Source organism: Saccharibacillus endophyticus, from assembly GCF_013185185.1.
GTDB lineage: Bacteria > Bacillota > Bacilli > Paenibacillales > Paenibacillaceae > Saccharibacillus > Saccharibacillus endophyticus.
Genome location: NZ_JAAZWE010000004.1, coordinates 257,027 through 280,225, shown reverse-complemented (window position 1 = coordinate 280,225; position 23,199 = coordinate 257,027). Strand labels below are relative to the sequence as shown.

The 23,199-nt window shown below is 57.8% G+C and carries 19 protein-coding genes; 13 read left to right on the top strand and 6 right to left on the bottom strand.

Features of this window, described 5'->3' with window-relative positions; genetic code table 11:
* Positions 1–123 precede the first annotated feature (123 nt).
* From HRQ63_RS15945 to HRQ63_RS15930, 4 genes are all read right to left on the bottom strand, one after another.
* Positions 124–2,475, bottom strand: coding sequence for a glycoside hydrolase family 65 protein (locus HRQ63_RS15945; RefSeq protein ID WP_172245499.1), 2,352 nt, complete (start codon positions 2,473–2,475; stop codon positions 124–126).
* Positions 2,476–2,697: 222 nt separating this feature from the next.
* Positions 2,698–4,152: a sensor domain-containing diguanylate cyclase gene (locus HRQ63_RS15940; protein ID WP_172245497.1), complete on the bottom strand. Its 1,455-nt coding sequence runs from the start codon at positions 4,150–4,152 to the stop codon at positions 2,698–2,700.
* Between the two features lie 375 nt (positions 4,153–4,527).
* Positions 4,528–5,427 (bottom strand): N-acetylmuramic acid 6-phosphate etherase, encoded by a 900-nt coding sequence (gene murQ, locus HRQ63_RS15935; RefSeq protein ID WP_172245495.1) that lies wholly within the window; start codon positions 5,425–5,427, stop codon positions 4,528–4,530.
* 119 nt (positions 5,428–5,546) lie between these two features.
* Complete coding sequence (locus HRQ63_RS15930; protein ID WP_172245493.1) at positions 5,547–6,497, bottom strand: N-acetylglucosamine kinase; 951 nt, start codon at positions 6,495–6,497, stop codon at positions 5,547–5,549.
* A 217-nt stretch (positions 6,498–6,714) separates the two neighbouring features.
* On the opposite strand from HRQ63_RS15930, the gene HRQ63_RS15925 reads away from it, so the two are divergent.
* The 9 genes from HRQ63_RS15925 to HRQ63_RS15885 all read left to right on the top strand — a co-directional run bounded on the left by HRQ63_RS15925 (position 6,715) and on the right by HRQ63_RS15885 (position 17,096).
* Entirely contained in the window at positions 6,715–7,554 is an 840-nt protein-coding gene (locus HRQ63_RS15925; RefSeq protein ID WP_172245491.1) for a MurR/RpiR family transcriptional regulator, read from the top strand.
* Between the two features lie 79 nt (positions 7,555–7,633).
* Positions 7,634–8,986 carry an ABC transporter substrate-binding protein gene (locus HRQ63_RS15920; protein WP_172245489.1) on the top strand — a complete coding sequence of 451 codons (1,353 nt, stop codon included), beginning with the start codon at positions 7,634–7,636 and terminating at the stop codon, positions 8,984–8,986.
* A gap of 79 nt (positions 8,987–9,065) precedes the next feature.
* Positions 9,066–9,986 (top strand): carbohydrate ABC transporter permease, encoded by a 921-nt coding sequence (locus HRQ63_RS15915; protein ID WP_172245478.1) that lies wholly within the window; start codon positions 9,066–9,068, stop codon positions 9,984–9,986.
* A 63-nt stretch (positions 9,987–10,049) separates the two neighbouring features.
* The gene (locus HRQ63_RS15910) at positions 10,050–10,859 is read left to right on the top strand and encodes a carbohydrate ABC transporter permease (protein WP_172246125.1); all 810 of its coding nucleotides are present in this window, start codon (positions 10,050–10,052) and stop codon (positions 10,857–10,859) included.
* A gap of 144 nt (positions 10,860–11,003) precedes the next feature.
* A complete protein-coding gene (locus HRQ63_RS15905) occupies positions 11,004–12,113 on the top strand; it encodes an ABC transporter ATP-binding protein (RefSeq protein WP_172245476.1) in 1,110 nt (369 codons plus the stop codon).
* 43 nt (positions 12,114–12,156) lie between these two features.
* Positions 12,157–12,858: a hypothetical protein gene (locus HRQ63_RS15900; protein WP_172245474.1), complete on the top strand. Its 702-nt coding sequence runs from the start codon at positions 12,157–12,159 to the stop codon at positions 12,856–12,858.
* Positions 12,855–14,096, top strand: coding sequence for an exo-beta-N-acetylmuramidase NamZ family protein (locus HRQ63_RS15895; protein WP_172245472.1), 1,242 nt, complete (start codon positions 12,855–12,857; stop codon positions 14,094–14,096). The genes HRQ63_RS15900 and HRQ63_RS15895 overlap by 4 nt, the downstream gene beginning before the upstream one ends.
* Before the next feature lie 46 nt (positions 14,097–14,142).
* Positions 14,143–15,888: a beta-N-acetylhexosaminidase gene (nagZ, locus tag HRQ63_RS15890; protein WP_229714224.1), complete on the top strand. Its 1,746-nt coding sequence runs from the start codon at positions 14,143–14,145 to the stop codon at positions 15,886–15,888.
* Positions 15,885–17,096: an anhydro-N-acetylmuramic acid kinase gene (locus HRQ63_RS15885; RefSeq protein WP_172245470.1), complete on the top strand. Its 1,212-nt coding sequence runs from the start codon at positions 15,885–15,887 to the stop codon at positions 17,094–17,096. Before nagZ ends, HRQ63_RS15885 begins: the two co-directional genes overlap by 4 nt.
* Before the next feature lie 181 nt (positions 17,097–17,277).
* On the opposite strand, the gene HRQ63_RS15880 is transcribed toward HRQ63_RS15885, so the two are convergent.
* Positions 17,278–18,408: an NADH-dependent flavin oxidoreductase gene (locus tag HRQ63_RS15880; RefSeq protein ID WP_172245468.1), complete on the bottom strand. Its 1,131-nt coding sequence runs from the start codon at positions 18,406–18,408 to the stop codon at positions 17,278–17,280.
* Positions 18,409–18,943: 535 nt separating this feature from the next.
* On the opposite strand from HRQ63_RS15880, the gene HRQ63_RS15875 reads away from it, so the two are divergent.
* Both HRQ63_RS15875 and HRQ63_RS15870 read left to right on the top strand, forming a co-directional pair.
* Positions 18,944–20,419, top strand: coding sequence for an amino acid ABC transporter substrate-binding protein/permease (locus tag HRQ63_RS15875; RefSeq protein ID WP_172245466.1), 1,476 nt, complete (start codon positions 18,944–18,946; stop codon positions 20,417–20,419).
* The gene (locus HRQ63_RS15870) at positions 20,412–21,140 is read left to right on the top strand and encodes an amino acid ABC transporter ATP-binding protein (RefSeq protein ID WP_172245464.1); all 729 of its coding nucleotides are present in this window, start codon (positions 20,412–20,414) and stop codon (positions 21,138–21,140) included. The genes HRQ63_RS15875 and HRQ63_RS15870 overlap by 8 nt, the downstream gene beginning before the upstream one ends.
* Before the next feature lie 97 nt (positions 21,141–21,237).
* Here HRQ63_RS15870 and HRQ63_RS15865 read toward each other — a convergent pair whose 3' ends face one another.
* Complete coding sequence (locus HRQ63_RS15865; RefSeq protein ID WP_172245462.1) at positions 21,238–21,963, bottom strand: serine/threonine-protein kinase; 726 nt, start codon at positions 21,961–21,963, stop codon at positions 21,238–21,240.
* A 193-nt stretch (positions 21,964–22,156) separates the two neighbouring features.
* Here HRQ63_RS15865 and HRQ63_RS15860 point away from each other — a divergent pair, with 193 nt between their 5' ends.
* Both HRQ63_RS15860 and HRQ63_RS15855 read left to right on the top strand, forming a co-directional pair.
* Complete coding sequence (locus tag HRQ63_RS15860; protein ID WP_172245460.1) at positions 22,157–22,669, top strand: GNAT family N-acetyltransferase; 513 nt, start codon at positions 22,157–22,159, stop codon at positions 22,667–22,669.
* A 40-nt stretch (positions 22,670–22,709) separates the two neighbouring features.
* Positions 22,710–23,198 carry a GNAT family N-acetyltransferase gene (locus HRQ63_RS15855; protein WP_172245458.1) on the top strand — a complete coding sequence of 163 codons (489 nt, stop codon included), beginning with the start codon at positions 22,710–22,712 and terminating at the stop codon, positions 23,196–23,198.
* The last annotated feature ends 1 nt before the right edge of the window (position 23,199 follow it).

The following is a 23,199-nucleotide window of genomic DNA, read 5'->3' as shown; positions in this document are numbered from 1 at the left end:
CCTCACGAAAAAAGCGCCCTTCGACGAAGGACGCTTTTTCGCTTGATCCGGCTTGGCAAGGGGGCGAGCCGGCGCTCCTTGCCTTTGCGCCTCGGCAGTGCTCTGCCCTCCGGCAAGCGCCGCTTAACCCCGCACCGCCTCATCCGGCGCCCCCGCTTGCGGGTCGCGCTCGCCTGACACGCTTTCGCCTGCCGCAAGTTCGATTTCCCGGCCGTACAGCGTCAAGGCCGCGTTTGCCGCGCCTTCGTTCTCCACGGTCGTTTTCCCGCCGGACACGGTGACTTTCAACCTGGCTCCGCGGAAGCCGACTTTGAACGACAGCGACGTCCAGCTTTCCGGGCTGAACGGGTTCAGCACCAGGCGACCGCCGCGCACGCGCAGGCCCCCGAAGCCCTGGACGACGGACATCCACGTTCCCGCCATGCTGGTGGTGTGGCAGCCGTCTTCCGTGTCGTTGTTATAGTTGTCGAGATCCAGCCGCGAAGTGCGCAGGTACATCTCGTACGCTTTTTCCGTATAGCCCAGCTCGCCCGCCAGAATCGAGTGGACGCACGGCGACAGCGACGACTCGTGCACGGTGATCGGCTCGTAGAAGTCGAAGTTGCGGCGCTTGGTCTCCAAGTCGTAGCGGTCCCCGAGGAAAAAGAGCCCTTGAAGCACGTCGGCCTGCTTGATGTAGCACGAACGCAGAATGCGGTCCCACGACCATTTTTGATTGAGCGGCAAATGGGATGGATCAAGCTGCGCCACAGGAAGGATGTCTTTGTCGAGGAAACCGTCCTGCTGCAAAAATACGCCGCTTTCCGGATCTTCCGCCAGCAGCATCCGTTCCGAGATATCGGTCCATTTTTCCAATTCCGCATCCGTCAATCCGATCTTCTCCGCCACGGCGGCGAAAGCGTCCGGCTCTTCCGATCGAAGTTTCCTCGCGACTTCGGTCGTGTACTCCAACGTCCACGCCGCCATGCGGTTGGTGTACCAGTTGTTGTTGACGTTGTTCTCGTATTCGTTCGGACCGGTCACGCCGAGGATCAGGTACGCGCCGCGACGTTCCGAATAGTTGACCCGCTCTTCCCAGAAACGCGACAGCTCGGCCAATACCTCGAACCCGTACTCGCCGAGATACGCGGAATCGCCCGTGTACTCCACATAGTTGTAGATGGCATAAGCGATCGCGCCGTTGCGGTGAATCTCCTCGAACGTGATCTCCCACTCGTTGTGGCATTCCTCGCCGTTCATCGTGACCATCGGGTACAGCGCGCCTTTGGCAAAGCCCAGTTTGGCCGCGTTCTCTTTCGCCTTTTCCAGATGCTTATAGCGGTATACGAGCAGATTGCGCGCGACGCCAGGGTCAGCCGTGCTCAAGTAAAAAGGAATGCAGTACGCCTCGGTGTCCCAATAGGTGCTGCCGCCGTATTTTTCCCCCGTAAAGCCTTTCGGTCCGATATTCAGCCGATCATCCTCGCCCGTGTACGTCTGATGCAGCTGGAAAATGTTGAACCGGATCGCCTGCTGCGCTGTTTCGTCGCCTTCGATCGAGATATCGCCGTCGCGCCATTTGGCCGCCCACGCTTCGCGTTGAGCGTCCAGCAAAGCGTCGAAGCCCCGTTCCAGCGCTTCTTCCGCCAACTCCTGCGCTTTGCCCGCCAGCGATTCCGGTTCGTGATCCCGCGAAGTGACGTTGGCGACGTATTTGTACAGCGTGATGCTCTGGTCGGCTTCGGCCCGGAGCGACAGCGTCAGGCCCGCGAACTTGTCCCGCTTGTGCGTTTCCGCTTCCACGTGGAACTCTTGGTCGGCCTCGCCGGATGCCGCCAGCTCGTACACCATATGCGACGCGACGCGGAAATCCAGCTTTTTGGTGCGCACCTCGACGTTGGCATAATCGACGCCGGAGTCCTGCGATATGCCGTCCCAGAACTTTTCGTCGTAGTTGGAATCTTTGTTGACCACGTTCGCGTCCAGATACGGAGTCAGCTTGAGCTGCGCCGCTTCGCCGATCGGAGTGACGGTGTACCGGATCGCGCCGATTTCTTTGAACGGGACGCTGACGAAGCGCAGCGACTCGACGCGCACTTTTTTACCGTCGGAAAGCACGGCAGTGAACGAGCGGCTGAGCGTGCCTTCTTGCATGTCCAGCGTGCGCACGAAATCTTCGACGGCCGCCGAGGACAAATCCAGCGTTTCGCCGTCGATTTCGACATCGATGCCGATCCAGTTCACGGAATTGAGCACTTTGGCAAAATACTCGGGATAGCCGTTTTTCCACCAGCCGACCCGCGTTTTGTCCGGATAGTACACGCCCGCCATATAGCTTCCCTGAAGCGAAGGCCCGCCGTAGCGTTCCTCGAAATTCGCGCGCTGTCCCATATAGCCGTTGCCGATGCTGAATACGCTCTCGGATACTTCATTGCGCTCAGCATCGAAACCTTCTTCGATGATGCGCCATTCGTTGACCTTCAGATACGGTTTCATCGCTCAATCTCTCCTCGTCGGATCATGGTATAAAGCGTGCGGGAAGTTCTGGTTGCCGGAAGGTTAAAGGGGGTTTTTGCTGCCTACATGTTAATTGAAACGCCGAGCGATGTAAACGAATCTTTTCAAGCGAAAGCAGCCCCGCACGTACCCGGATCGGGCGGTGCGGGGCTGCGGCGGGACTCGACATCCGAATGAGGCTAACTCAGGAATACTTCAGGCTCAGGAGAAGGGACGCCTGGGACGCACCGGCTTGGCGAAAACGAACCGGCTGCGGCCTTCGGCCTTGGCCTGATACAGCGCTTCGTCGGCGCGGCCGATCAGGTCGTGAGGCGTTGCTTTTTCCCCGGGATGCAAGGTGCAGCCGCCGATGCTGATCGTGATCTGGTCGGACACGCCGGAATAATGATGCGGGATGCCGAGCGAACGGACGCACTCCAGCATCAGTTCGGCAATCTGCTCGGCTTCGAGTTCGCTGTGTCCCGGCAGGATGATGGCGAATTCTTCGCCGCCGTAGCGCGCCGTGAAGCCGAAGTGGGCCAACGCCTCGGATTCGAGCTTCGGCGCCACGCTGCGCAGCACCATATCGCCGCCGAGGTGACCGTAGTTATCGTTGTACGCTTTGAAAAAGTCGATGTCGATCATGAGCAGGGAGAGATGTTCTTTGTCCCGCTGCGGCGCGTTCAGCTCCTGCTTCAGCACGTCGTCGAACTTGCGCCGGTTGGCGATGCGGGTAAGGCTGTCGATCCCTGCCAGTTCCTTAAGCTGCTCGTTGGCGGATTCCAACGCTTGCTTGGACTCTTCCAGCTCTTCGTGCTGTCGGCTGATCCGGGTGAAGAGCTTATTGACCTCGCTGATGATGGCGATCACGACGACCGTGGAAGCGATCAACGAATCGATTCGGGAGCCGTACCAACCCAGGGTATAACGTTCTCCCGCCGCCAGGCTCAACGTAAGGCCGAGCAGGAAAGAGAGCGTGGAGACGCTGAGCCACACGCGCAGCACGCCTCTTTTTCGATAAGGAAAAGCGGAGAAGCAAAAGGCTAACGCGTTCACCGCCCATAGCGCCGGACCGATGCCGGATTCGATCATCCTGCGATAATTGCCGTTTTCGATCATGACGGGAAGATGGTCGCGGCCTGCCGTCACCAGCAGCAAAAGCAAACCCGCCACGGCAAGAACGGCGAGCGTGGCCGTGAGCAGATGCGCAGGAACGCGGCTTAGGGGAATGATGTCCTTCTTCGCGCGCATCGACCAACCGAAAGCCAGGATGCCGACCGGGAACGCCAGATGCCAAAAGGACCACAGCCAGACCGCGCTTTGCGGACCGGGAGACAATATTCCGGAGCCCGGCATCATATCGGTCAGCGCAAGCAGGTAAAAAAGACTAAGCAGGCCCGTCAGCAAAAAGGTACACGCCAAAATCAAAAGCGGAAGAATGCGCGAAGCGCGGAATTGGTTGAACAGAATAAAAGCCGTCAGCGCATCCCCAAATATGCCCCAAGCGCTGATGACCGGGAAAAAAGAAGCCAGCACCGGAAGTTTCTCCCGCGCGAAAAAAAGAGCGATCAACGTGAAAGCGACCATGATCAACGAAAGCGATAAAGCGACCCGGCGTTGACGCGGAGAGATATGGAAAAGCTGATCCTGCGAATCGTTATAAAAAAGTATGTTCAAGAAGAGCCTTCCTTTCCCCGTAATCAGGTATTGACCGTATTTGATTAAACCCTTCATACAGAATATCGGCGGCTCGCGCCGTTAAATTAACGCGGTCGATATCTCGACGCCGCTTTGTTTGTCATGTATCTATTAAAGTACCCATATCTGTGTATGGAAACTCCAATGATGTAACGGTATGGGATTTTTTGAGCGAAAGCAATAAGAAAAAGGGAGGGAATCGGCCTGAATAAAGCGCGAAGTCCGTAGGAAAAATAGGTGCCGCGCAAAGACGGACTAAGATTGCCGTACGAAAAAAGCTGTTCCGATACCGCATAACGGTTTTCGGAACAGCTTTTTTAAAGCCGGAACGGCAGGGGATTTGCGGCGCGGCAGTCAGCGGCGTATGGCTTCGTGGACGAATCCGTCCGAAGCGGCCAGTCGGGCGCGCGCTTCGTTCGCGCCGATTCCGGCTTCGATCATGACGATCGCCGTTTTGACTTGGTTGCCGGATTCGGAAAAAACCGCTTCGACCGTCCGGTCATCCGCGCCGGTCGCAAGCTTGATAATGCGTTTGGCCCGGAAAACCAGTTTTTCGTTGGAAGGATTGAGATCCACCATCAGATTGCGGTATACCTTGCCGCTGCGGATCATGGCCGTCGTCGTCAGCATGTTCAAAATCAACTTTTGCGAAGTGCCCGCTTTCATTCGGGTAGAGCCCATCACGACTTCGGGTCCCATCACCGCTTCGATGACCGGAACGCCGAGATTCGCCATCGGCGTGTCGGCGTTGTTGCACAAGCCGAACGTGACCGCGCCGCGGAGGATCGCTTTTTTCATGGCGCCGAGCACGTAAGGCGTCCGTCCGCTCGCGGCGATTCCGAGCACGACGTCGCGTTCGTCGACGTCCAGCCCGTCGATATCGGCGGCGCCCAGCTCTTCGCGGTCTTCCGCGCCTTCTACCGGGTCTTTGATCGCGCGAAATCCGCCTGCGATCAAACCCTGAACCTGTTCGGACGGCGTGCCGAACGTGGGCGGGCATTCGGAAGCGTCCAAAATGCCGATCCGTCCGCTGGTTCCGGCACCCACGTAAAGCAGGCGGCCTCCCGAACGGAACGCTTCGACGACCGCGTCGGCGGCGGCGGCGATCTGCGGAACAAGCGGACGGATAAGCTCGGCGATCAGCCGATCCTCGTCGTTGATGAGCGTCATGATCGAGGCGGAATCCAATCGGTCGATATCTGCCGTATTGGGGTTGGGCTGTTCGGTCGTGAGGATTCCCAATAGATGTTCCATAGCGTTAATTCTCCTTTGCTTTATAGGGATGGGACGCATCCGGCCTGCGCCGGCCGTCATTGGTTCGCGGATCGAATGCCGAAATAGCAGAAAAGAAAGATCGTGCCGGCTTCACGCATTCAGCCGCCGAACGCGCGCAAAGCGAGCAGCGCCGCCCCTTCGGCGGGCGAGCTTCCGGCGGCTCCGTCGACGAACGTCAGCCGCGGGAATTCCGCGTTCACCCGCCGGGCGAACGCGTTCCTAAAGCTCGGCGAATGCCCGAAGATCGACCCGCCGAGCACGGCCGCCGCGCCGGCGAACTCCGGCCTGCGCCGCAGCAGCCCCGCCGTCTCGGCCGCAAGCTTCGCGGCTTCGTCTTCGACGATGCGCCGCGCGTCGGAATCGCCCGACTCGCAGGCGCGAAGCACCGTCGCGGCCAGCGCGGCGATCTCCGCTTTGCCCGTTCCGGGCGCGTAAACCCAGCGCTTGAGCGCCTCCGGCGTATCCAGTCCGAGCGCTCCGCGCACCTCGTCCGCCAGCGGCGAAAGCCCGACGTCTCCCGCCGCTTCGGCGTCGAAAGCCCGCGCCGCGAGCCGCAGCGCTCGGAGGCCGATCCGGTAGCCGCCGCCTTCGTCGCCGAGCAAGTGTCCCCAGCCTCCGGCGCGCGCGCGGGGAATCCCGGGCAAAAAGCCGTATACGATCGAGCCCGTGCCCGCGATCACTTGAAGTCCTTCGGGCTTGCCGAGCGCGGCGGCAAGAGCGATTTCGCCTTCCGTTCGGAGTTCGAACGGACAATCCGCGCCGAGTTTCGGAAGCTCTTGCTTCAAATAAGCTTCGAGCGCTTTGCGTTCCCGCGCGCCGTCTATACCTGACATTCCGAGAGAGATACCGACACATTTTTTTTCTGAAAGTTCGGGACTCCGGAATAACCGCTCGAAAATAGATGTCAGTTCGATGAATGCTTTTTCCGTGCCGACGGCATGCGGATTGGTGCTTCCCCCGCGAATCCGGCAGATCGCGCGACCCCGAGCATCCAGCGCTGCGGCTTCCGTTTTAGTGCCTCCTCCATCGATTCCCGCAAAAAATTTCATGTCATTCACCTCTTTATTTGTTGTTCAGTATAGGCGAAATACCAAAGGATGTAAAATAAAATTTCAAAAATAAAAAATATATTGAAATTTTATTTCGCCGATTCTATAATGAATTCATTCAAACGTCTGGCAGGTTAGGAAACCCGACATGTAAGTTTTAGTAACGCAATGATTTATTGCAGAAAATAATTGCAGAACGATGAAAGGGGCACGAACCATGAACGGCGGATTGATCCGTCTGAGGGAAGGACTGGAAGGATTGAATCCTTCCGAACGCAAAATCGCGGAATTCATTTTGAAAACGCCGGAAGAAGCGATTCAGTTCTCGATCGCCGAGCTGGCGTCGCGAAGCGGGGCGAGCCAGGCCGCGATTGTGCGTTTATGCAAAACGATCGGCTTCAAAGGTTATCAGGATTTGAAAATCAAAGTGGCGGGCGATCTGCAAAACGCGGGCGAAACGCAAGGCTATCAGGAGATCCGTGCCGGGGACAGCGTGTCGGCGATCGTGCAAAGCGTGTCTTCCAACAATATCCAGTCGATCCGGGACACGCTGAAGATCCTGGACGAGCAAATGGTGGAGAAAGCGGTCGAATGCCTGGCGTCGGCGCGGAATCTGTACTTTTTCGGCGTCGGCGCTTCCAACTTGATCGCGATGGACGCCCAGCAGAAATTTTTGCGGATCGACAAAACGAGCTTTTCGTTCGCCGACCCGCACGTCCAGTTGACTGCCGCTTTGACGGCTTCGCCGGAAGACGCGGTGATCTGCATCTCGTATTCGGGCGAGACGAAAGAAGTGCTCAAAGCTGCCAAGCTCGCCAAAAGCAACGGCTGTCCCGTCATCGGCATCACCAAATACGGCCATTCGTCGTTGACGAAAACGGCCGATTACCCGCTGTGTACCGCTTCCACCGAAAACGAGATCCGCAGCGGCGCGATGGCGTCGCGGATCACGCAGCTGAACCTGATCGACATTTTGTACCTGAGCGTGGCGAGCCGGAATTACGAGCATTCGGTAACGTATTTGGAAAAAAGCCGTCAGGCGATCAAAGAACTGTAACGACGCTTTTTCGGCGGAAGACGATTTTCCTCAAGTAAGCTTTCGATATCATTTCCATTCCAACAGGGAGGGCATAACGATGAAAAAAACAGGATGGCTGCTTTCGCTGGCAATGTTGGTAGGCGTAACGACGGCGTGCGGAGGCGGGGGCGGCTCCAACGCGGCTGGACCGGAAGACAAAGATACGGTGACCGTCTGGACGTATCCGGTGTACGGAGAATACGAGAGCGAGCTTAAAGAACGCGTCGCGAAATTCCAGGACGAACATCCGAACATCACCGTGCAAACGGAAATGCTTTCCTGGTCCGAAGGGCCGCAGAAATTCGACGTCGCGCTGAACGCGGGCAATCCGCCGGACCTGTATTTCCACAGCGTGGACGGCACCTACGTCGATACCGGACTCGCGCTCGACCTGACGCCGTACATGACCGACGATATCAAAAACGACTATCTGCCGGGCACGCTCGAGCTGGCGCAGATTCAGGGCGTTCAGTACGGGCTGCCGCTGTACCAGTTCCAATGGGGCTGGGGCGGCAACAAGCGCATTCTCGAAGAAGCCGGCATCGACTGGGAGAACATCCAAAGCGAAGGCTGGACTTGGACCGAATTCAAGGAAGCCGCGTCCAAGCTGACCGGGAAGACCGCCGACGGTTCGCCGCAGTACGCGCTGGTGACGGACGGCAGCTCGCTGGACTTCATCGAGATGCTTTCGCGAAACAACGGCATGCCCGACGTGCTCGACGACGCGGGCAAGTTCCAATGGAACGACGAACGCATCCTGGACACGCTGTCGTTTATCCGCGAGCTGATGGATTCCGGCTACGTGCCGAAAGAAACCGCCGCGCTCGATCCGACCAAGCGGACGGACATGTTCTACGCCGGCCAGGCCGCGATCATTTCCAAAGCGATCCCGTACTACGACGTCATGCTCGCGGCCCGCAACAAAGACATCGACGCCGGCACGGTGAAAGGCGAAAAGATCGACTTCGTGTATCTTCCGGTTCCTCACAACGATAACGCTCCGGCCAAAACGACGACCGGAGGCGAAGGCTACGTCGCGTTCAAGCAGAAAAACGACAAAGGCGAGCAGCATGCCGAAAACACGTTCATGGTCATGGAATACTTGAGCGACGCCGAAGCGGGCAACGCGTCCAACGAACTGGCTTTGCCTTTCGTCCGCAAATCGCAGCAGGAAGCGTTCGCCGGCAAAGAGCTGGGTACCGAAACGACGCTTTCCGCCGCCGAGAACATGGCCGAAAACGCCGAGCTTCCCGTCACTCTGAAACTCGACGCCGCCCTCGCCGCCAAGCAAAAGCAGTTCAAGGAGCAGGTCGTCAAACCGAACATGCAGGCGCTCTACTCCGGCGAAAAGACGCCCGACCAAATCGCCGAAGAGTTCAAATCCAAAGGCTCGCAGTCTTTCGGACAGTAGGCAGCAAAAAAGGAAAAACCGATTCCGATGCTGCTAGTTCGCTTTCGGAATCGGATTTTCCAAAGAAGGAGGAACCCTTTTGCAAACTTCCGTCTCGCCCACGCCGCGGCCCCGCCGGGACGGCCGAGGCCGATTCTTTCGCGAATACGGCTGGGCGTACTTGTTTATTTTGGCGCCGGTCCTGCTGTTTTTGGTCTTCACGCTGTATCCGGTCGCTTCGGCGTTCGTCATGAGCTTTCAGCAGTACAAAGTCATGGGCTCGACCTGGATCGGCCTGGACAACTATTCGCGCATGATGACCGACGACGTGTTCTGGAAATCGATCCGCAACACCGTGATTTTCACGCTCGCTACGGTGCCGGTCAACATCGTCATCACGTTCGTGCTCGCTTATTTGATTTTCCAGATGAAAAACAAAGCCCAGACTTTTTTCAAAGCGACGCTGTATCTGCCGGCCGTGGCGTCGGGCGTCACCATTTCCGTCGTCTGGCTCGCCATATTCGATCCGACCGATTCCGGGCTGCTCAACCGTTTTCTCGGCCTGCTCGGCATCGATCCGGTCATCTGGCTGGGGCAATCGGGCACGGCGCTGTTTTCGCTGATTCTTATGAACTGGCTCGGCTCGCACGGCGCGGGCATCATTTTGTATCTCGCGTCGATGGGCGGCATTCCGAAATCGCTGTACGAAGCGGCCGATATCGACCATGCCAGCGGCTGGACCAAGTTCGCGCGCATTACCTGGCCGCTGCTCAAGCCGACGACGCTGTATCTGCTCGTCACGGGCATCATCACGTCGTTCCAAGTGTTCATTTCGGTGTACCTGATGACGCAGGGAGGCCCGAACTTCGCCACGACGACCATCGCGTACCTGATTTATCAGACCGCGTTCCAGTTTTACGAATTCGGGCTGGCGTCCGCGCAGTCGTTCGTGCTGGCGCTGCTGATCGTCATCGTGTCGGTGCTGCAATTCAAAGCGTTCTCCAGCGACGTCGAGTATTGACGCCGCGGGAACGCCCGGTAACTTTTACGCGCGGAGGTGAGTGTTTTGCAGTCCAAAAAAATCATGCTGGCGATCGCTGCGGCTTTGCTGCTGGCCTGGACGGTCCTGACGATCGTGCCGCTTTACTGGATGCTCGTCGGTTCGCTTCAGGATTCCGCCGCTTCGGCGTCGTTCCGGCCTTCGATGATCCCGGAAGCCTTGTCGCTGGCGCCTTATGAACGCTTTTTCGCCAAAACGGCCGCGTGGCGCTGGCTGTTCAATTCGCTGCTCGTATCGTCGGTGCTGACGGTCACGAACGTCTTTTTCGCTTCGCTCGCCGGGTACGCGTTCGCCAAGCTCAAATTTCCCGGCAGCAACGCGATTTTCTGGATTTTGCTCAGCACGATGATGATTCCGGCGCAGGTGACGCTGATTCCGCTGTATATCCTGATGGTCAACACGCTTCAACTTCAGGACACGTACACCGCGATCATCCTGCCGACGGCCGTCAGCGTGGGCAATATCTTTTTGATGAAGCAATACATGTCTTCCCTGCCGACTTCGCTGATTCATGCGGCGCGGATCGATGCGTGCGGCGAGTTCCGCATTTTCTGGAAAGTGATCCTGCCGCTGGCGAAGCCGGGTCTCGCGGTGCTGGCGATCTTCACGTTCGTCGCTTCGTGGAACGAGTTTTTCTGGCCGTTCCTGATTACGAGTTCGAGCGATATGCGCACCATTCAGGTCGGCTTGGCCTCGTTCGTGTTCGCGGAATCGACCGATTTCGGCGCGATGATGGCCGGGGCGACGATCGGCGCGCTGCCGATGATGATCCTGTTTTTCTCGCTTCAACGCTATTTTCTTCAAGGCATCACGATCGGCGCGGTCAAAGGCTGATCGGTACCTTGTCCGATTTCCGAACCGGACAAGGTGCGGGCATACGATTCTTTTCTTAATTTTTCACGAACCGCGAACGCGCTGCGCCGCCGCAGTCCCGGAGGCGCAGCGCGGCAGTCGGTTACGGGCAGGGAGGCCACACTTATGGCACGCGTCGAATTTCGCAACGTACGCAAAGAGTTTCAGGACCAAAGCAAACAAAACTTCACCGCCGTCGCCGGCTCCGACTTCGTGATCAACGACAAAGAGTTCGTCGTGTTCGTCGGTCCCTCGGGCTGCGGCAAAACGACTTCGCTTCGCATGATCGCCGGTCTGGAACATCAGACGAGCGGCGATATTTTGATCGGCGACCGCGTCGTCAACAAGCTGCATCCCAAAGACCGCGATATCGCGATGGTGTTTCAAGATTACGCGCTGTATCCGCATATGACCATTCGCGACAATTTGTCTTTCGGGTTGAAAAACCTCAAACAGCCGAAAGCGTACATTGATCAAAAAGTCAAAGAAGCCGCGACGATCCTCGATATGGAGCCGATGCTCGGCCGCAAGCCGCGCGAACTGTCCGGCGGGCAGCGTCAGCGGGTGGCGCTCGGCCGCGCGATCGTGCGCGATCCGCAGGTGTTCTTGTTTGATGAGCCGCTGTCCAATCTAGACGCCAAGCTGCGCGTGCAGATGCGGGTCGAACTGAGCGAGCTGCACAAGCGGCTCGGCGCCACGATCGTCTACGTCACGCACGATCAGGTGGAAGCCATGACGCTGGGCGAACGGATCGTCGTCATGAACCGCGGCGTGATCCAGCAGATCGCCAACCCGACCGAATTGTACGCCAAGCCGCAAAACATGTTCGTCGCGGGCTTTATCGGATCTCCGCCGATGAACTTTATCGACGCGTCGGTCGAGGGCGGACGCGTCGTCGTGCAAGGCGGCTCGTTCGAGCTTCCGGCCGCCGCGCTCGAAGCGCTCGCGCCGCATGCGGGCCGCAAGCTGATTCTCGGCATCCGTCCCGAAGACATCCACGGCGAAGATTACGCGCCGGGCCTGGAAGAGTCGCCGCATCGCATGAACGGCCATATCCAGGTGGTCGAACATCTGGGTTCCGAGAACCTGCTGTATTTCCATATCGGCGAACGGCTCGTCACCGCGAAAGTGCATCCGGAAACGAAAGCCTACCCGGGTCTCGAAAAGCCGTTCATTTTCGATCTGCGCAAAGTGCACTTTTTCGATCCCGAAACGGAGCGCCGAATCGAAACGTAACCGGAAAGCCCGCTTATTTTATCCGATCCAAGGAGGTTCCGACATGCGCAAACTGAACGAGATTTTGGTGAAAACGGGCCGCGAAGCGTTTTACGAGATCGTGCCCGCCGTGGTGCATACGCTGATCGGCTCGGCGGTGCTCATTCCCGTGCTGATCTTCATGCCGGTCGCCGCCTCGCTGATCCTGCTGCCGCTGCTGTACATGCCGCTCGTGTACGGAGCATTTTATGCCTACCACCGGCGGACGCTGGGCGAGCCGTCGGGCGTGCGGGCCGTGCTGCAAGGCGCTTCCAAAGGCTTCGTGCCCGCGGTCGTGTTCGGTCTGTTCTGCTCGATGCTCGCCTTGATCCTGGTATCGACCTGGTGGTATTACGGCGGCAAGCCGGGCGTGTTCTACCTGGCGATCGCCGTGTTCCAAACCTACTTCGTGGCGATGGCGCTCGTGTCGCAGTTTTACGCGCTTCAACTCGTGCTGCAAAGCGGTCTGGGCATTTTTCGGGCCATGGGCGAAAGCGTCAAGCTGATGCTGCGGCATCCGGGGTACACGATCGGCGCGTTTTTCCAGGCGTTTTTCCTCGGACTTCTGCTGACGGTGACCGTGGTCGGCGTGTTGTCCGTATATGCGGGACTGCTCGCGGTGTATCTGCATCAGGCGACGCATAACGTGCTGCATCCGGACGGCGACGTGGAAAAAGAAAAAGAAAGCAGCCGGGGCTTCGGCACGCTGCCGGGAAACGCCGGATGAACGGACATTCGGCGAACGGGAATTTCGCGGGCCGCGCGGCGGACGGCAACAAGTCGGGAAACGGCAAGCGTCCTCGCGTGTCGACCGGACTCGACCGTCTGGCGGGCGGTTTTGCTCATCCGCTGCTGCAAAACCGACGCATCGGCCTCATCACGAACCCGACCGGCATCACGGCCGATTTTCGTTCGTCGGTCGAGGTCTGCGCGTCGTCGGGCGGACGGTTGACCGCGCTTTTCGCGGGCGAGCACGGCGTCTACGGGCAGCATCAGGCGGGACTGCGTTTCGGCGACGAGCTGCATCCCGAGCTCGGCATTCCCGTGTTCAGCCTGTACGGGGCACACAAAAAGCCGACGCCTTCGATGTTGGAACACGTCGATACGCTGGTGTTCGACATGCAGGATCTCGGCATCCGGTTTTACACGTATTTGTCGACGCTGCTGTACGCGACGCAAGCGTGCGCGGAAAACGGCAAAGCATTGGTCGTGCTGGATCGGCCGAATCCGCTGGGCGGTCTCGCGGTCGAAGGCGGCCTGTTGAAGCCCGGCTTCGAATCGATGGTCGGCGCGTGGGAACTGCCGATTCGCACCGGCATGACCGTCGGCGAGCTGGCCGTCATGGCGAACGACCTTCGCGGTACGGGCTGCGAGCTGGGCGTGGTGAAGATGGAAGGCTGGGAACGGCCGATGGAGTTCGGCGAGACCGATCAGCCGTGGATGCTGCCTTCGCCGAACATGCCGTCCGTCGACACGGTCCGCGTCTACGCGGGAACCTGCTTTTTCGAAGGAACCAATCTGTCGGAAGGGCGCGGCACGACGCGCCCTTTCGAATGGATCGGCGCGCCCTGGGTGAACGGGAAGGAGCTGGCGGCTGAGCTTAACGGCTTCGGGCTGCCCGGCGTCCATGTTCATCCGGCGTATAACGCGCCGACCTTTTCGAAGCATGCGGGAGAACTTTGCGGCGGCGTTCGGCTGTTCGTGACGGAACCGGAAACATTCCGTGCCGTCCAGACCGGACTTGCGCTGCTGCATGTGGTCGCCCGCCGCTACCCTTCGGCGTTCCGCTGGCTGGAGCCACCTTCAGGCGGCCGTCGCTTTTTCGTCGACCTGCTGGCGGGAGGCAGCGAGCTCAGGCAATGGATCGCCGAGCCTTCCGGTTCCGGGTTCGCGGATATTTCCGAAGCCTGGAGCCGCGAAGCGGAACGTTGGAGCGAACGAAGAGAAGCCTATTTGCTGTATTGACGCGGTTTGAATGTAGAGCATCCCGTTTACAAGGAGGACGATTTGGATGAGCGAACAAGAAGCCGAAATGACCGCCGAAGCGGAGCAGGAGATCGAAGGGCTGCTGGGCAGCATGGATTTGCGGAGCAAGCTCGGCCAGATGCTGCTCGGCGGCTTCGACGGCCGGACGATGACGTCCGCCGCCATGAGGCTGATCGCCGCGTATCGGACGGGAGGGATCGTTTACTTTTCCCGCAACGTCTCTTCGCCGGAGCAATTGGCCGCGTTGACGCGCGAGCTTCAGGAAGCGGCCGAAGCGAACGGCGTGCCGCCGCTTTGGATCTCGATCGACCAGGAAGGCGGCATGGTGGCGCGCATCACCGAAGGAGTGACGCTGATGCCCGGCCAAATGGCGATCGCGGCGGCCGGCTCTGAAGAAGACGCTTACCGCTGTGCTTATATTTCCGGACGAGAACTCCGAAGCCTGGGCGTCAACCTGAATTACGCGCCGGTGCTGGACGTGAACAACAATCCGGCCAATCCGGTGATCGGCGTACGCTCGTTCGGCGAATCGCCGGAGCGCGCGGCATCGTTCGGAGCGGCGGCGATCCGCGGGCTTCAGGATGCGGGCGTAGGCGCGACGGCGAAGCATTTTCCCGGACACGGCGATACTGACGTCGATTCGCATCTGGATCTGCCGACCGTGCAGCATGACCGGGAAAGAATGGACGCCGTGGAGTTGGTGCCGTTCAAGCGCGCGGTCGAAGAAGGCGTGGACGCCGTCATGTCGGCGCATATCTATTTTCCGGCGCTGGAACGCGAAAAGCTTCCGGTCACGCTGTCGCCTTCGGTATTGACCGGACTGCTGCGGGAAGAATTGGGTTTCGACGGCATCATCACGACGGACTGCATGGAAATGAACGCGATCGCCGAGCATTACGGCGTGGCGGAAGCGTCCGTGCTGGCCGTGCTCGCGGGCGCGGACCAGGTGTTGGTCAGCCACCGTCTGGATCGGCAGGGAGCGGCGCTGAACGCGCTGGAGAACGCCGTGCACGGCGGCCGGATCGACGAAAGCCGGATCGACGCGTCGGTTCGCCGCTTGCTGCGCATGAAATGGAAGCGGGGAGTGCTGACGCGCGGGGCGGCGCGAAAGCTGCTGGGGAAAAAGGAACGGGACGACGTGCCGGGAAGCTTGTCCGGCAGCGTCGCGGAGAGCGCGGTGGAAGCGTCGAAACCTGCGGCTTTGCGCGATCCCGAATCGCTGGATACGGCGCGGCGCGTGAGCGAAAACAGCGTGACGTTGGTGAAAAACGAGCAGGGAATCTTGCCGCTGCGTGCCGCGCGGACGCTGGCGGTCACTTGCTCGGCCAACGTGACCGCTTTCGTGGACGAGTCGATCGCCGGAACGCGGGGATTGGGACATGAACTGGCGGAGCTGGGGCTTGACGTCGTGGACGAGATCGTCGAAGCGGACGAAGTCGGGCCGAATTCGGACCGGCTCGCGGAAGCGGCGGAACGCGCGGATATCGAACAGATCGTCGTCGGCACGTACAACGCGCGCTTCAACCCCGCGCAGGCTGCGCTCGTCCTGCGGCTGATCGGACTCGGCAAGCCGCTTGCCGTCGTCGCGCTGCGCGATCCGTACGATTTGCTGGAATTTCCGGAAGCGCCGGCATACGCCGCCGTTTACGAAAGCCGTCCGCTCGCGCTGGGAAGCGCGGCCAAAGCGCTGCTCGGCCGCATTCCGTTCCGCGGCCGGCTGCCGGTCTCGCTGGGCGAAAAGTATCCGGCGGGCTGGGGGCTTCGCCCATGATCCGGATCGAATTCGACCGCGGTTCCGCGATCGCCGTCGGCCTGATGTCCGGCACTTCGCTCGACGGCGTGGACGCCGCCGTCGTCCGGATCGAAGGCTGCGGGCTGTCCGCGAAAGCGGAGCTTCTGCATGCGCGCAGCTTTCCGTACGGCGACGCGCTGCGCGAGCGGCTCAAAGACTTGTGCGTGCCGGAGCGTTCGCGCGTCGACGACATTTGCGGCATGAACGCGCTGCTGGCGGAAATGTTCGCCGAAGCCGCACGGCAAGCGGTAAGCGAAGCGGGATTGTCCATGCAAGACGTCGATTTCGCCAGTTCTCACGGCCAAACGATCTGGCATATTCCGGAGCATGGACCGGGGGAGCGCGATCTGGAAAGCCGCGATCCCGCAAGGTTTCGTTCGACGCTGCAAATCGGCGATTTGTCGGTGCTGTCCAAACGTCTCGGCGTGCCGGTCGTCGGCGATTTTCGGCCGGGCGACATGGCGGCGGGCGGTCAAGGCGCGCCGCTGGCCCCTTACGGCGACCTGATTTTGTTCCGCGACGAGAAGCGCGGTCGCCTGCTGCAAAATATCGGCGGAATCGGCAACTGCACCGCCCTGCCCGCCGGGGCCGAGCCGGAAGACGTGTTCGCGTTCGATACGGGGCCGGGCAACATGGTGATCGACCAGGCCGCATGGCTGCTCAGCGGCGGCAAAATGACTTACGACGACGGCGGCGCTTGGGCTTCTTCCGGCACGCCGTGCGAAGCGCTGGTCGACAAGATGCTGGAGCATCCGTATTTCCGTCAGGCGCCGCCCAAATCGACGGGGCGCGAAGTGTTCGGAAAAGCCTATACTCAGGCGTTCGTGGAACTCGCCCGGGAAGGATTCAGGTTGGGCGATGCCGATATCGTGGCAAGCGCGACCCTTTTCACCGCGCGCTCGATCGCGGAAAGCTGCCGGAATTTCGTGTTCCCGCGCTGCCGGATCGACGAAGTGATCGTATCCGGCGGCGGCGCTCGAAACGCCGAATTGATGCGCATGCTGGCCTTGCTGCTGCCAGAGCAGCGCGTATGCTCGTCGAACGCGTTCGGCGTTGACGACGAAGCGAAAGAAGCCGTGATTTTCGCGCTGCTCGGCAACGATTTTTTGCGCGGCGTGCCCAACCATCTTCCGTCCGCGACGGGAGCTTCAGTCGCGACGGTGTTGGGCAAATTGGCGCTTCCTTAAAGCCGTTAATCGAGCCAAGCGAACGGCTTTCAAAGCTTCGCGCAAAAAAGAACCTCGTTTCCGTCACGATGACGAAAACGAGGTTCTTTTTTGCGCGAAAAGCGGGATGAAAAAGCAATGCGTTTCCCGCATAGACCATGGCGCGATGGCTTGGGTTTCTTTTTCGCCGCGGAATCGAACTTTACTCGGCTGCCGCTTCGACTACCGGGAACCAGCCGGGCAAGCCGATGATCATGCCCCATAGTTGGTCGGGAATCACGAGACGGTTTTGGTCGTCGGCAGTCAAGGTGACGGCGATATCGTCTTCCTGCCCGGCTTCGACCTTTTGCACCCAATCGGGCTCTACGATCAGTTCGCGGCCGAGAGCGACCATCGCCGCGCCAAGCTCGATCGCTTCGACGGCTTGCTCCGGCGTGTGGATGCCGCCCACGCCGATGACCGGAACATTGCCGGATACTTCGACGATTTGCTCCAGACGCGTGCGCTCCAGATCGCCGCCGCGACGCGGTTTGGAGTTGTATTCCATCAGCGATACGTGCAGGTAGCTGAGGTTTTTGGCAGCCAGTGCTTTGAGCAGAGCGAAAGTGTGATCCATGGTCAGGCCTTCTTCTTGCGGCTCTTCCGGCGAGAAGCGGTATCCGACGATGAAAGGCATTTTGGCATGCTCGGAAGCGGCGCGCTGCACTTCGTCCACGACGGCCAGAGGGAACGTCAGGCGCTGCTCGACGCTGCCGCCCCATTTGTCTTCGCGGCGGTTGGACCAACCGGAGAAGAACTGTTGGATCAGGTAGCCGTTGGCTCCGTGGATTTCGACGCCGTCGAATCCTGCACGGATCGCAAGTTCGGTTGCGCGGCCGAAGTCGAGGATGATCGATTCGATCTCTTCGTTGCTCAGTTCGCGAGATTGCGAACCGTCTTGCAGCTCGATTGCGCTCGGTCCCACAACGTCGCCGTTCGGCACGAGTGCGCGGGGACCTTGGATGCCGGCGTGGAAAATTTGCAGCACGGCTTTGGCGCCGCCTTTTTTGAGCGATGTCGCAAGCTTGGTCAAGCCTGGGAGATTCTTTTCGCCGAATGCCGCGAATTGGTTTTGGAAACCGATCCCGCCCGGCATTACGTGTGCGACTGCCGTGATCGCGAGTCCGAGTTTGCCTGTGCGACGCTCGTAATAGCTCAGCTCGGCATCCGATACGCTCAGGTCTTCGTTGGACGAAGAGTGAGTCATCGGCGCGAGTACGATCCGGTTTTGCAGAGTGATTCCGTCGTTCAGTTGAACAGTGTCGAACAGCTTGGCGAATTTAGCGTTTGTCATGATAAAAAACTTCCTTTCCGAAAGGCGGATTTTTTTCGTTATCAAAAGCACATAGGTATATTATAGTAACAAGGTTTCTAATTTTCAATATCTAACGAGCCAAAACGGGATAAAAATTTTAAGAAACTAAATTATGGTCAATTTAAAACGAAAATTTAAGTTTCTTAAGACGGATAACGCTTTAAATTTCCAATAGGAAGAGAATGGACGAAAACCAAACCTTTCAGCTTTTTTGAAGGAACCGTCAGTGTCGAAAGCAGCAGAGTTTTAACAATCAAAGAAAAACGAAAAAAGTTCGCGATTCGGAGGTGTTTTTCTTTCAAAATAAATATCTTAAACGTGCAAAAGCAGCTTGAGTCGAAGCCGTTTTCATATCCAAGTTACACGACATGTAACGTTACACCGTGCGATAGGTCCATTAAGTAATTTTATGTTGTCTATTAAAATTTTTAATGGATAAGCGTAGTCAATAGTTCACAGGTCATGTAAAATGGAGAGAAAATTCAAAAGCCGCGCAAAGCGACTGGAGGAAAATATGCGTATACAGAAAAAGATTACGGGGTTTTTGGTTCTATTGATTTTCTTCTTCTCGTTCGCGGGAAGTTTGGTGCCATCGGCACAAGCCGCCGAAGCGAAGAAGACGTACACGATCGGGACGGACACGACGTTCGCGCCGTTCGAATTCCAAGACGTAAACGGCGATTTTGTCGGGATCGATATCGACTTGATCAAGGCCATCGCTGCGGATCAGGGCTTCGAAATCAAGATTCAATCGCTCGGGTTCAATGCGGCGGTCCAAGCGCTTCAATCCGGGAATGTGGACGGCGTAATCGCCGGAATGAGTATTACGGACGAGCGCAAGAAAGTGTTTGATTTCTCCGAGCCGTATTTTGATGCCGGTCCGATGATGGGCGTCGCAGCCGACAACCATACGATCCAATCTTACGAAGATCTGCGCGGACAGCGTGTAGCGGTCAAAGCAGGAACGGAAGGCGCTACGTTTGCCGAATCGATTCGAACCAAGTACGACTTCAGCATCGTAACGTTCGACGATTCTGCGCAATTGGTCGACGAAGTCAAAGCGGGAGGATCGGTCGCGCTTTTCGAAGACTATCCGGTGCTGGCTTACGGCATCACGCAGGGTAACGGTATCAAGACGGTTACGCCGAAAGAAAAAGGCGGCTCTTACGGATTCGCGGTTAATAAAGGTCAAAACCCGGAACTGCTTAAAATGTTCAATCAAGGTTTGGAGAAACTGAAAAGCAACGGCCAATATGACGAGATCGTCGCCAAATATCTCGGTTCGGCCGATGCGGCTTCGGGCGCCAATATCGACAGCGAAGCGGGAGCTCCCAAAGACAGCCGCCTGGCCTTGATTTGGCAGTCTATGCCGGCCTTTTTGAAAGGTCTCGGCAATACCTTATGGTATACCGTCGTTTCTTTATTCTTCGCCTTCATTTTGGGGTTGATCTTCGGATCGATGAAAGTTAGCCATAATAAGGTACTTCGTGCGATCGCGACGGTATTCGTGGACCTGTTCCGCGGCATACCGCTGCTGATTCTGGCTTTCTTCATCTATTTTGCCATTCCTCAAGCGATCGGATTCAAAATCGATCCTTGGCTCGCTTCCATTCTGACATTGTCGCTGAACGCGGGAGCTTACGTGACCGAAATTATTCGCGGCGGTATTCAATCGATCGACAAAGGCCAAATGGAAGCGGCCCGCTCGCTCGGCGTTCCTTACGGGACGGCGATGCGCAAGATCATTTTGCCGCAGGCTATCAAAGTGATGGTGCCTTCGTTCATCAATCAGATGGTTATTACGCTGAAAGACACGTCGATCCTTTCGATTATCGGTTTGGTCGAGCTGGCGCAGTCTGGCAAATTGGTTATCGCGCGTACGTATCAAACATTTGACGTGTATCTGACTATTGCGATTATGTATTTGATCGTGATTACCATCCTCACGAAGATCGCGGATCGTCTCGAAAGGAGAGTAAGCCGTGGATAAAGTTAAAGTCACCGGACTCAAAAAAAGCTACGGCAGCAACGAAGTGCTTAAAGGTATCGACATGGAAGTCCGCGAAGGCGAGGTCGTATGCGTCATCGGACCTTCCGGTTCCGGCAAAAGCACGTTCCTGCGCTGCTTGAACCTGCTGGAAGAAATCACGGCAGGCAAAGTCGTCGTGGACGATCACGACCTGAGCGACAAAAAATCGGATATCAACAAAATCCGCGAAAATATCGGCATGGTATTCCAGCATTTCAATCTGTTCCCGCACAAGACGGTGCTTCAGAACATCACGTTCGCGCCGGTCGAGTTGAAAAAGCAAACGAAAGCCGAAGCCGAAAAAACGGCAATGGGTTTGCTGGAGCGCGTCGGTCTTTCCGATAAAGCCAACGCTTTCCCGGCATCGTTGTCGGGCGGCCAAAAGCAGCGCGTGGCTATCGCCCGCGCGCTTGCGATGAACCCCGACGTGATGTTGTTCGACGAACCGACCTCCGCGCTCGATCCCGAAATGGTCGGCGAAGTGCTCGGCGTCATGCAGGATTTGGCCCGCGAAGGCATGACGATGATTATCGTCACGCACGAAATGGGCTTCGCCCGCGAAGTGGGCAACCGCGTTATTTTCATGGACGGCGGCTATATCGTGGAGGAAGGTACGCCGGAAGAAGTGTTCGGCAATCCGAAGCACGAGCGGACGATCAGCTTTTTGGAAAAAGTATTGTAAAAAAGGGAAGGCCGACTCATGGTTGAGTCGGCCTTTTTTGCGCGTGTCCGGAATTTACGCCGGAGACCGATTCCTCCCGCTCTCCCCGAGTGGTCCTTTAACCCGGTTTCCTTGCCTTCACCTTATACCGTTTCCCCTGCGGATGCCGGCCGTCGAGGCGGGCTTTTTTGCGCAGGCGGCGATAAACGTAGCGGATGGCGTTCATCGACCAGTCCGGCATGGGGAAGGTGTGCTTTTTCGGCATCAAGGGCTTGTAGAGCTTGAAGTAAGCTTTCTTGAAGTCTTTCCACATTACGCACGGTCCGGCTTGCAGGAAGTCGGAGATGTCTACCACAAGGCCGCGGCCGTCTTTGAGCATGACGTTTTTGCCGTGGACATCTTTCGGATTCAAGCCGCGGGAACGGGCGTAATCGAGCGCGCTGTCGACGTCCCGTACGGCTTTCGAAGGGATATAAGTACCGTCGCGCAGACAATTGTAGAAGGTTTTACCTTCGAGCTTTTTCAGGACCAGATAATATTTATCGTCCAGCACGTTCGCCGCGTACAGCGTCGAATAAGCAGGATGCGTGCCGAGTCGTTCGTAGACGTCGCATTCTTCCCGCCAACCGGGCCGTCCGGGCGCATAGACTTTGACGACCTTGCCGGGAAGCGACGGATGCTCGAAGACTGCGGCGTAATTGCCGGCCCCGAGCAGAGTCCAATCCGTCGGCGTAAGATGCACGACAACCGGGTTGAACGGATCGATGCTCTCCAGTCGAACGTCCGGCAGCAGGGTATCTTCAATCAGGCGGATCGAGGGTTCTTGCTCGCCGCTGTGCATCATGGTTGTTCACTCCTTGGAGGAAATGGGCGCTTGACCCTGCCTTCGCGTTTTTTCTTATCATAGTCCGCCGGGACCGTCCGGGCAACCGTCTTGAGACGGAGTACTGTTTTTGCAATGAATAGATTTTTGGAAAGGCATTTGGTAAATTAGAGGATACACGATACGAAGGCAGATAAGCAAAGGGGGCAGATTCATGAGCGAACATTCAATCCGGCTCAGGCCGCTGCAAGCGGAAGAAACGCCGGAAATCCGAGAAATGATCCAAGAGATCGGACCGGGAGAAAACGGCTTTGTGAACGGGCTTTATACCGATACGGAACAGTCTTATCGGGCCAAGCTTGCGGAAAATGTTCAGATCGCCGTCGGAGATGATCTGCCGCCAGGGCATGTGCGCCAGCAGATTTATTGGTTGTATGACGGGGAACGCCCTGTAGGGTATGGCAAGCTGAGATTTTCGCTGACGGAGGCGCTGCGCGAGCATGGCGGTCATATCGGGTACGTGATCCGGCCTTCCGAGCGCGGCAAAGGCTATGGAAGCCGGATGTTGAAGGCACTGTTGATCGAAGCCGAGAAGGGCGGAGTGAACCGGGTTCTGCTGACTTGCAACGAAGATAATACCGCTTCGCGAAGCATTATTGAAGGCTGCGGCGGCAAACTGGAACAGTCGGCGAAGGCTTCCTGCAAATACTGGATTGAGTTAGGGTAACGCGCGCAACGTATAGACTACATCGATTAGGGGACCTGCAATGGATATCGGCAACGTAGAGATTCGGAAAGCGCGGATCGCGGATCGGAAGCTGTTCGAGCAGTTATGGCAGCTGTATTTGTACGACTTTAGCGAGTTTACGGGAATGGATGTGCGTCCGGACGGCGAATATCCGTATTTCCCGGAGTTCGAGTTGTATTGGAAAAAGTGGGGCGGCAACTGCGCGTACCTCATCTTGGCGGACGGGCAGATTGCCGGATTCGCGATGGTGCACGAGTTTTGGGAAAACGAAGCGGCGTACTTGTCGCAGTTTTTCATTATGCGCAAATATCGCCGCTCCGGCATCGGAACGCGCGCGGCAAAGCTCGTTTTCAGTACGAAGCCGGGCCGCTGGGGATTGCACCAGCTCGCGAACAACATCCCGGCGCAAAAATTCTGGGACCGCGTGATTCGGGAGCTGACTGGGGAAGCCCCTTTGCTGGAACAGATGGAAAGCGATCGAAGATTTCAGTTGTTCGAGTTGAAGTGAA

Bases quoted from the DNA above. Each gene is read 5' to 3' on its own strand.
- nagZ (WP_229714224.1), top strand. From the start codon at position 14,143: ATGAGCGAACAAGAAGCCGAAATGACCGCCGAAGCGGAGCAGGAGATC.
- HRQ63_RS15945 (WP_172245499.1), bottom strand. From the start codon at position 2,475: ATGAAACCGTATCTGAAGGTCAACGAATGGCGCATCATCGAAGAAGGT.
- HRQ63_RS15865 (WP_172245462.1), bottom strand. From the start codon at position 21,963: ATGATGCACAGCGGCGAGCAAGAACCCTCGATCCGCCTGATTGAAGAT.
- HRQ63_RS15920 (WP_172245489.1), top strand. From the start codon at position 7,634: ATGAAAAAAACAGGATGGCTGCTTTCGCTGGCAATGTTGGTAGGCGTA.
- HRQ63_RS15855 (WP_172245458.1), top strand. From the start codon at position 22,710: ATGGATATCGGCAACGTAGAGATTCGGAAAGCGCGGATCGCGGATCGG.
- HRQ63_RS15905 (WP_172245476.1), top strand. From the start codon at position 11,004: ATGGCACGCGTCGAATTTCGCAACGTACGCAAAGAGTTTCAGGACCAA.
- HRQ63_RS15880 (WP_172245468.1), bottom strand. From the start codon at position 18,408: ATGACAAACGCTAAATTCGCCAAGCTGTTCGACACTGTTCAACTGAAC.
- HRQ63_RS15900 (WP_172245474.1), top strand. From the start codon at position 12,157: ATGCGCAAACTGAACGAGATTTTGGTGAAAACGGGCCGCGAAGCGTTT.
- HRQ63_RS15910 (WP_172246125.1), top strand. From the start codon at position 10,050: ATGCTGGCGATCGCTGCGGCTTTGCTGCTGGCCTGGACGGTCCTGACG.
- HRQ63_RS15885 (WP_172245470.1), top strand. From the start codon at position 15,885: ATGATCCGGATCGAATTCGACCGCGGTTCCGCGATCGCCGTCGGCCTG.
- HRQ63_RS15930 (WP_172245493.1), bottom strand. From the start codon at position 6,497: ATGAAATTTTTTGCGGGAATCGATGGAGGAGGCACTAAAACGGAAGCC.
- HRQ63_RS15895 (WP_172245472.1), top strand. From the start codon at position 12,855: ATGAACGGACATTCGGCGAACGGGAATTTCGCGGGCCGCGCGGCGGAC.
- HRQ63_RS15875 (WP_172245466.1), top strand. From the start codon at position 18,944: ATGCGTATACAGAAAAAGATTACGGGGTTTTTGGTTCTATTGATTTTC.
- HRQ63_RS15925 (WP_172245491.1), top strand. From the start codon at position 6,715: ATGAACGGCGGATTGATCCGTCTGAGGGAAGGACTGGAAGGATTGAAT.
- murQ (WP_172245495.1), bottom strand. From the start codon at position 5,427: ATGGAACATCTATTGGGAATCCTCACGACCGAACAGCCCAACCCCAAT.
- HRQ63_RS15860 (WP_172245460.1), top strand. From the start codon at position 22,157: ATGAGCGAACATTCAATCCGGCTCAGGCCGCTGCAAGCGGAAGAAACG.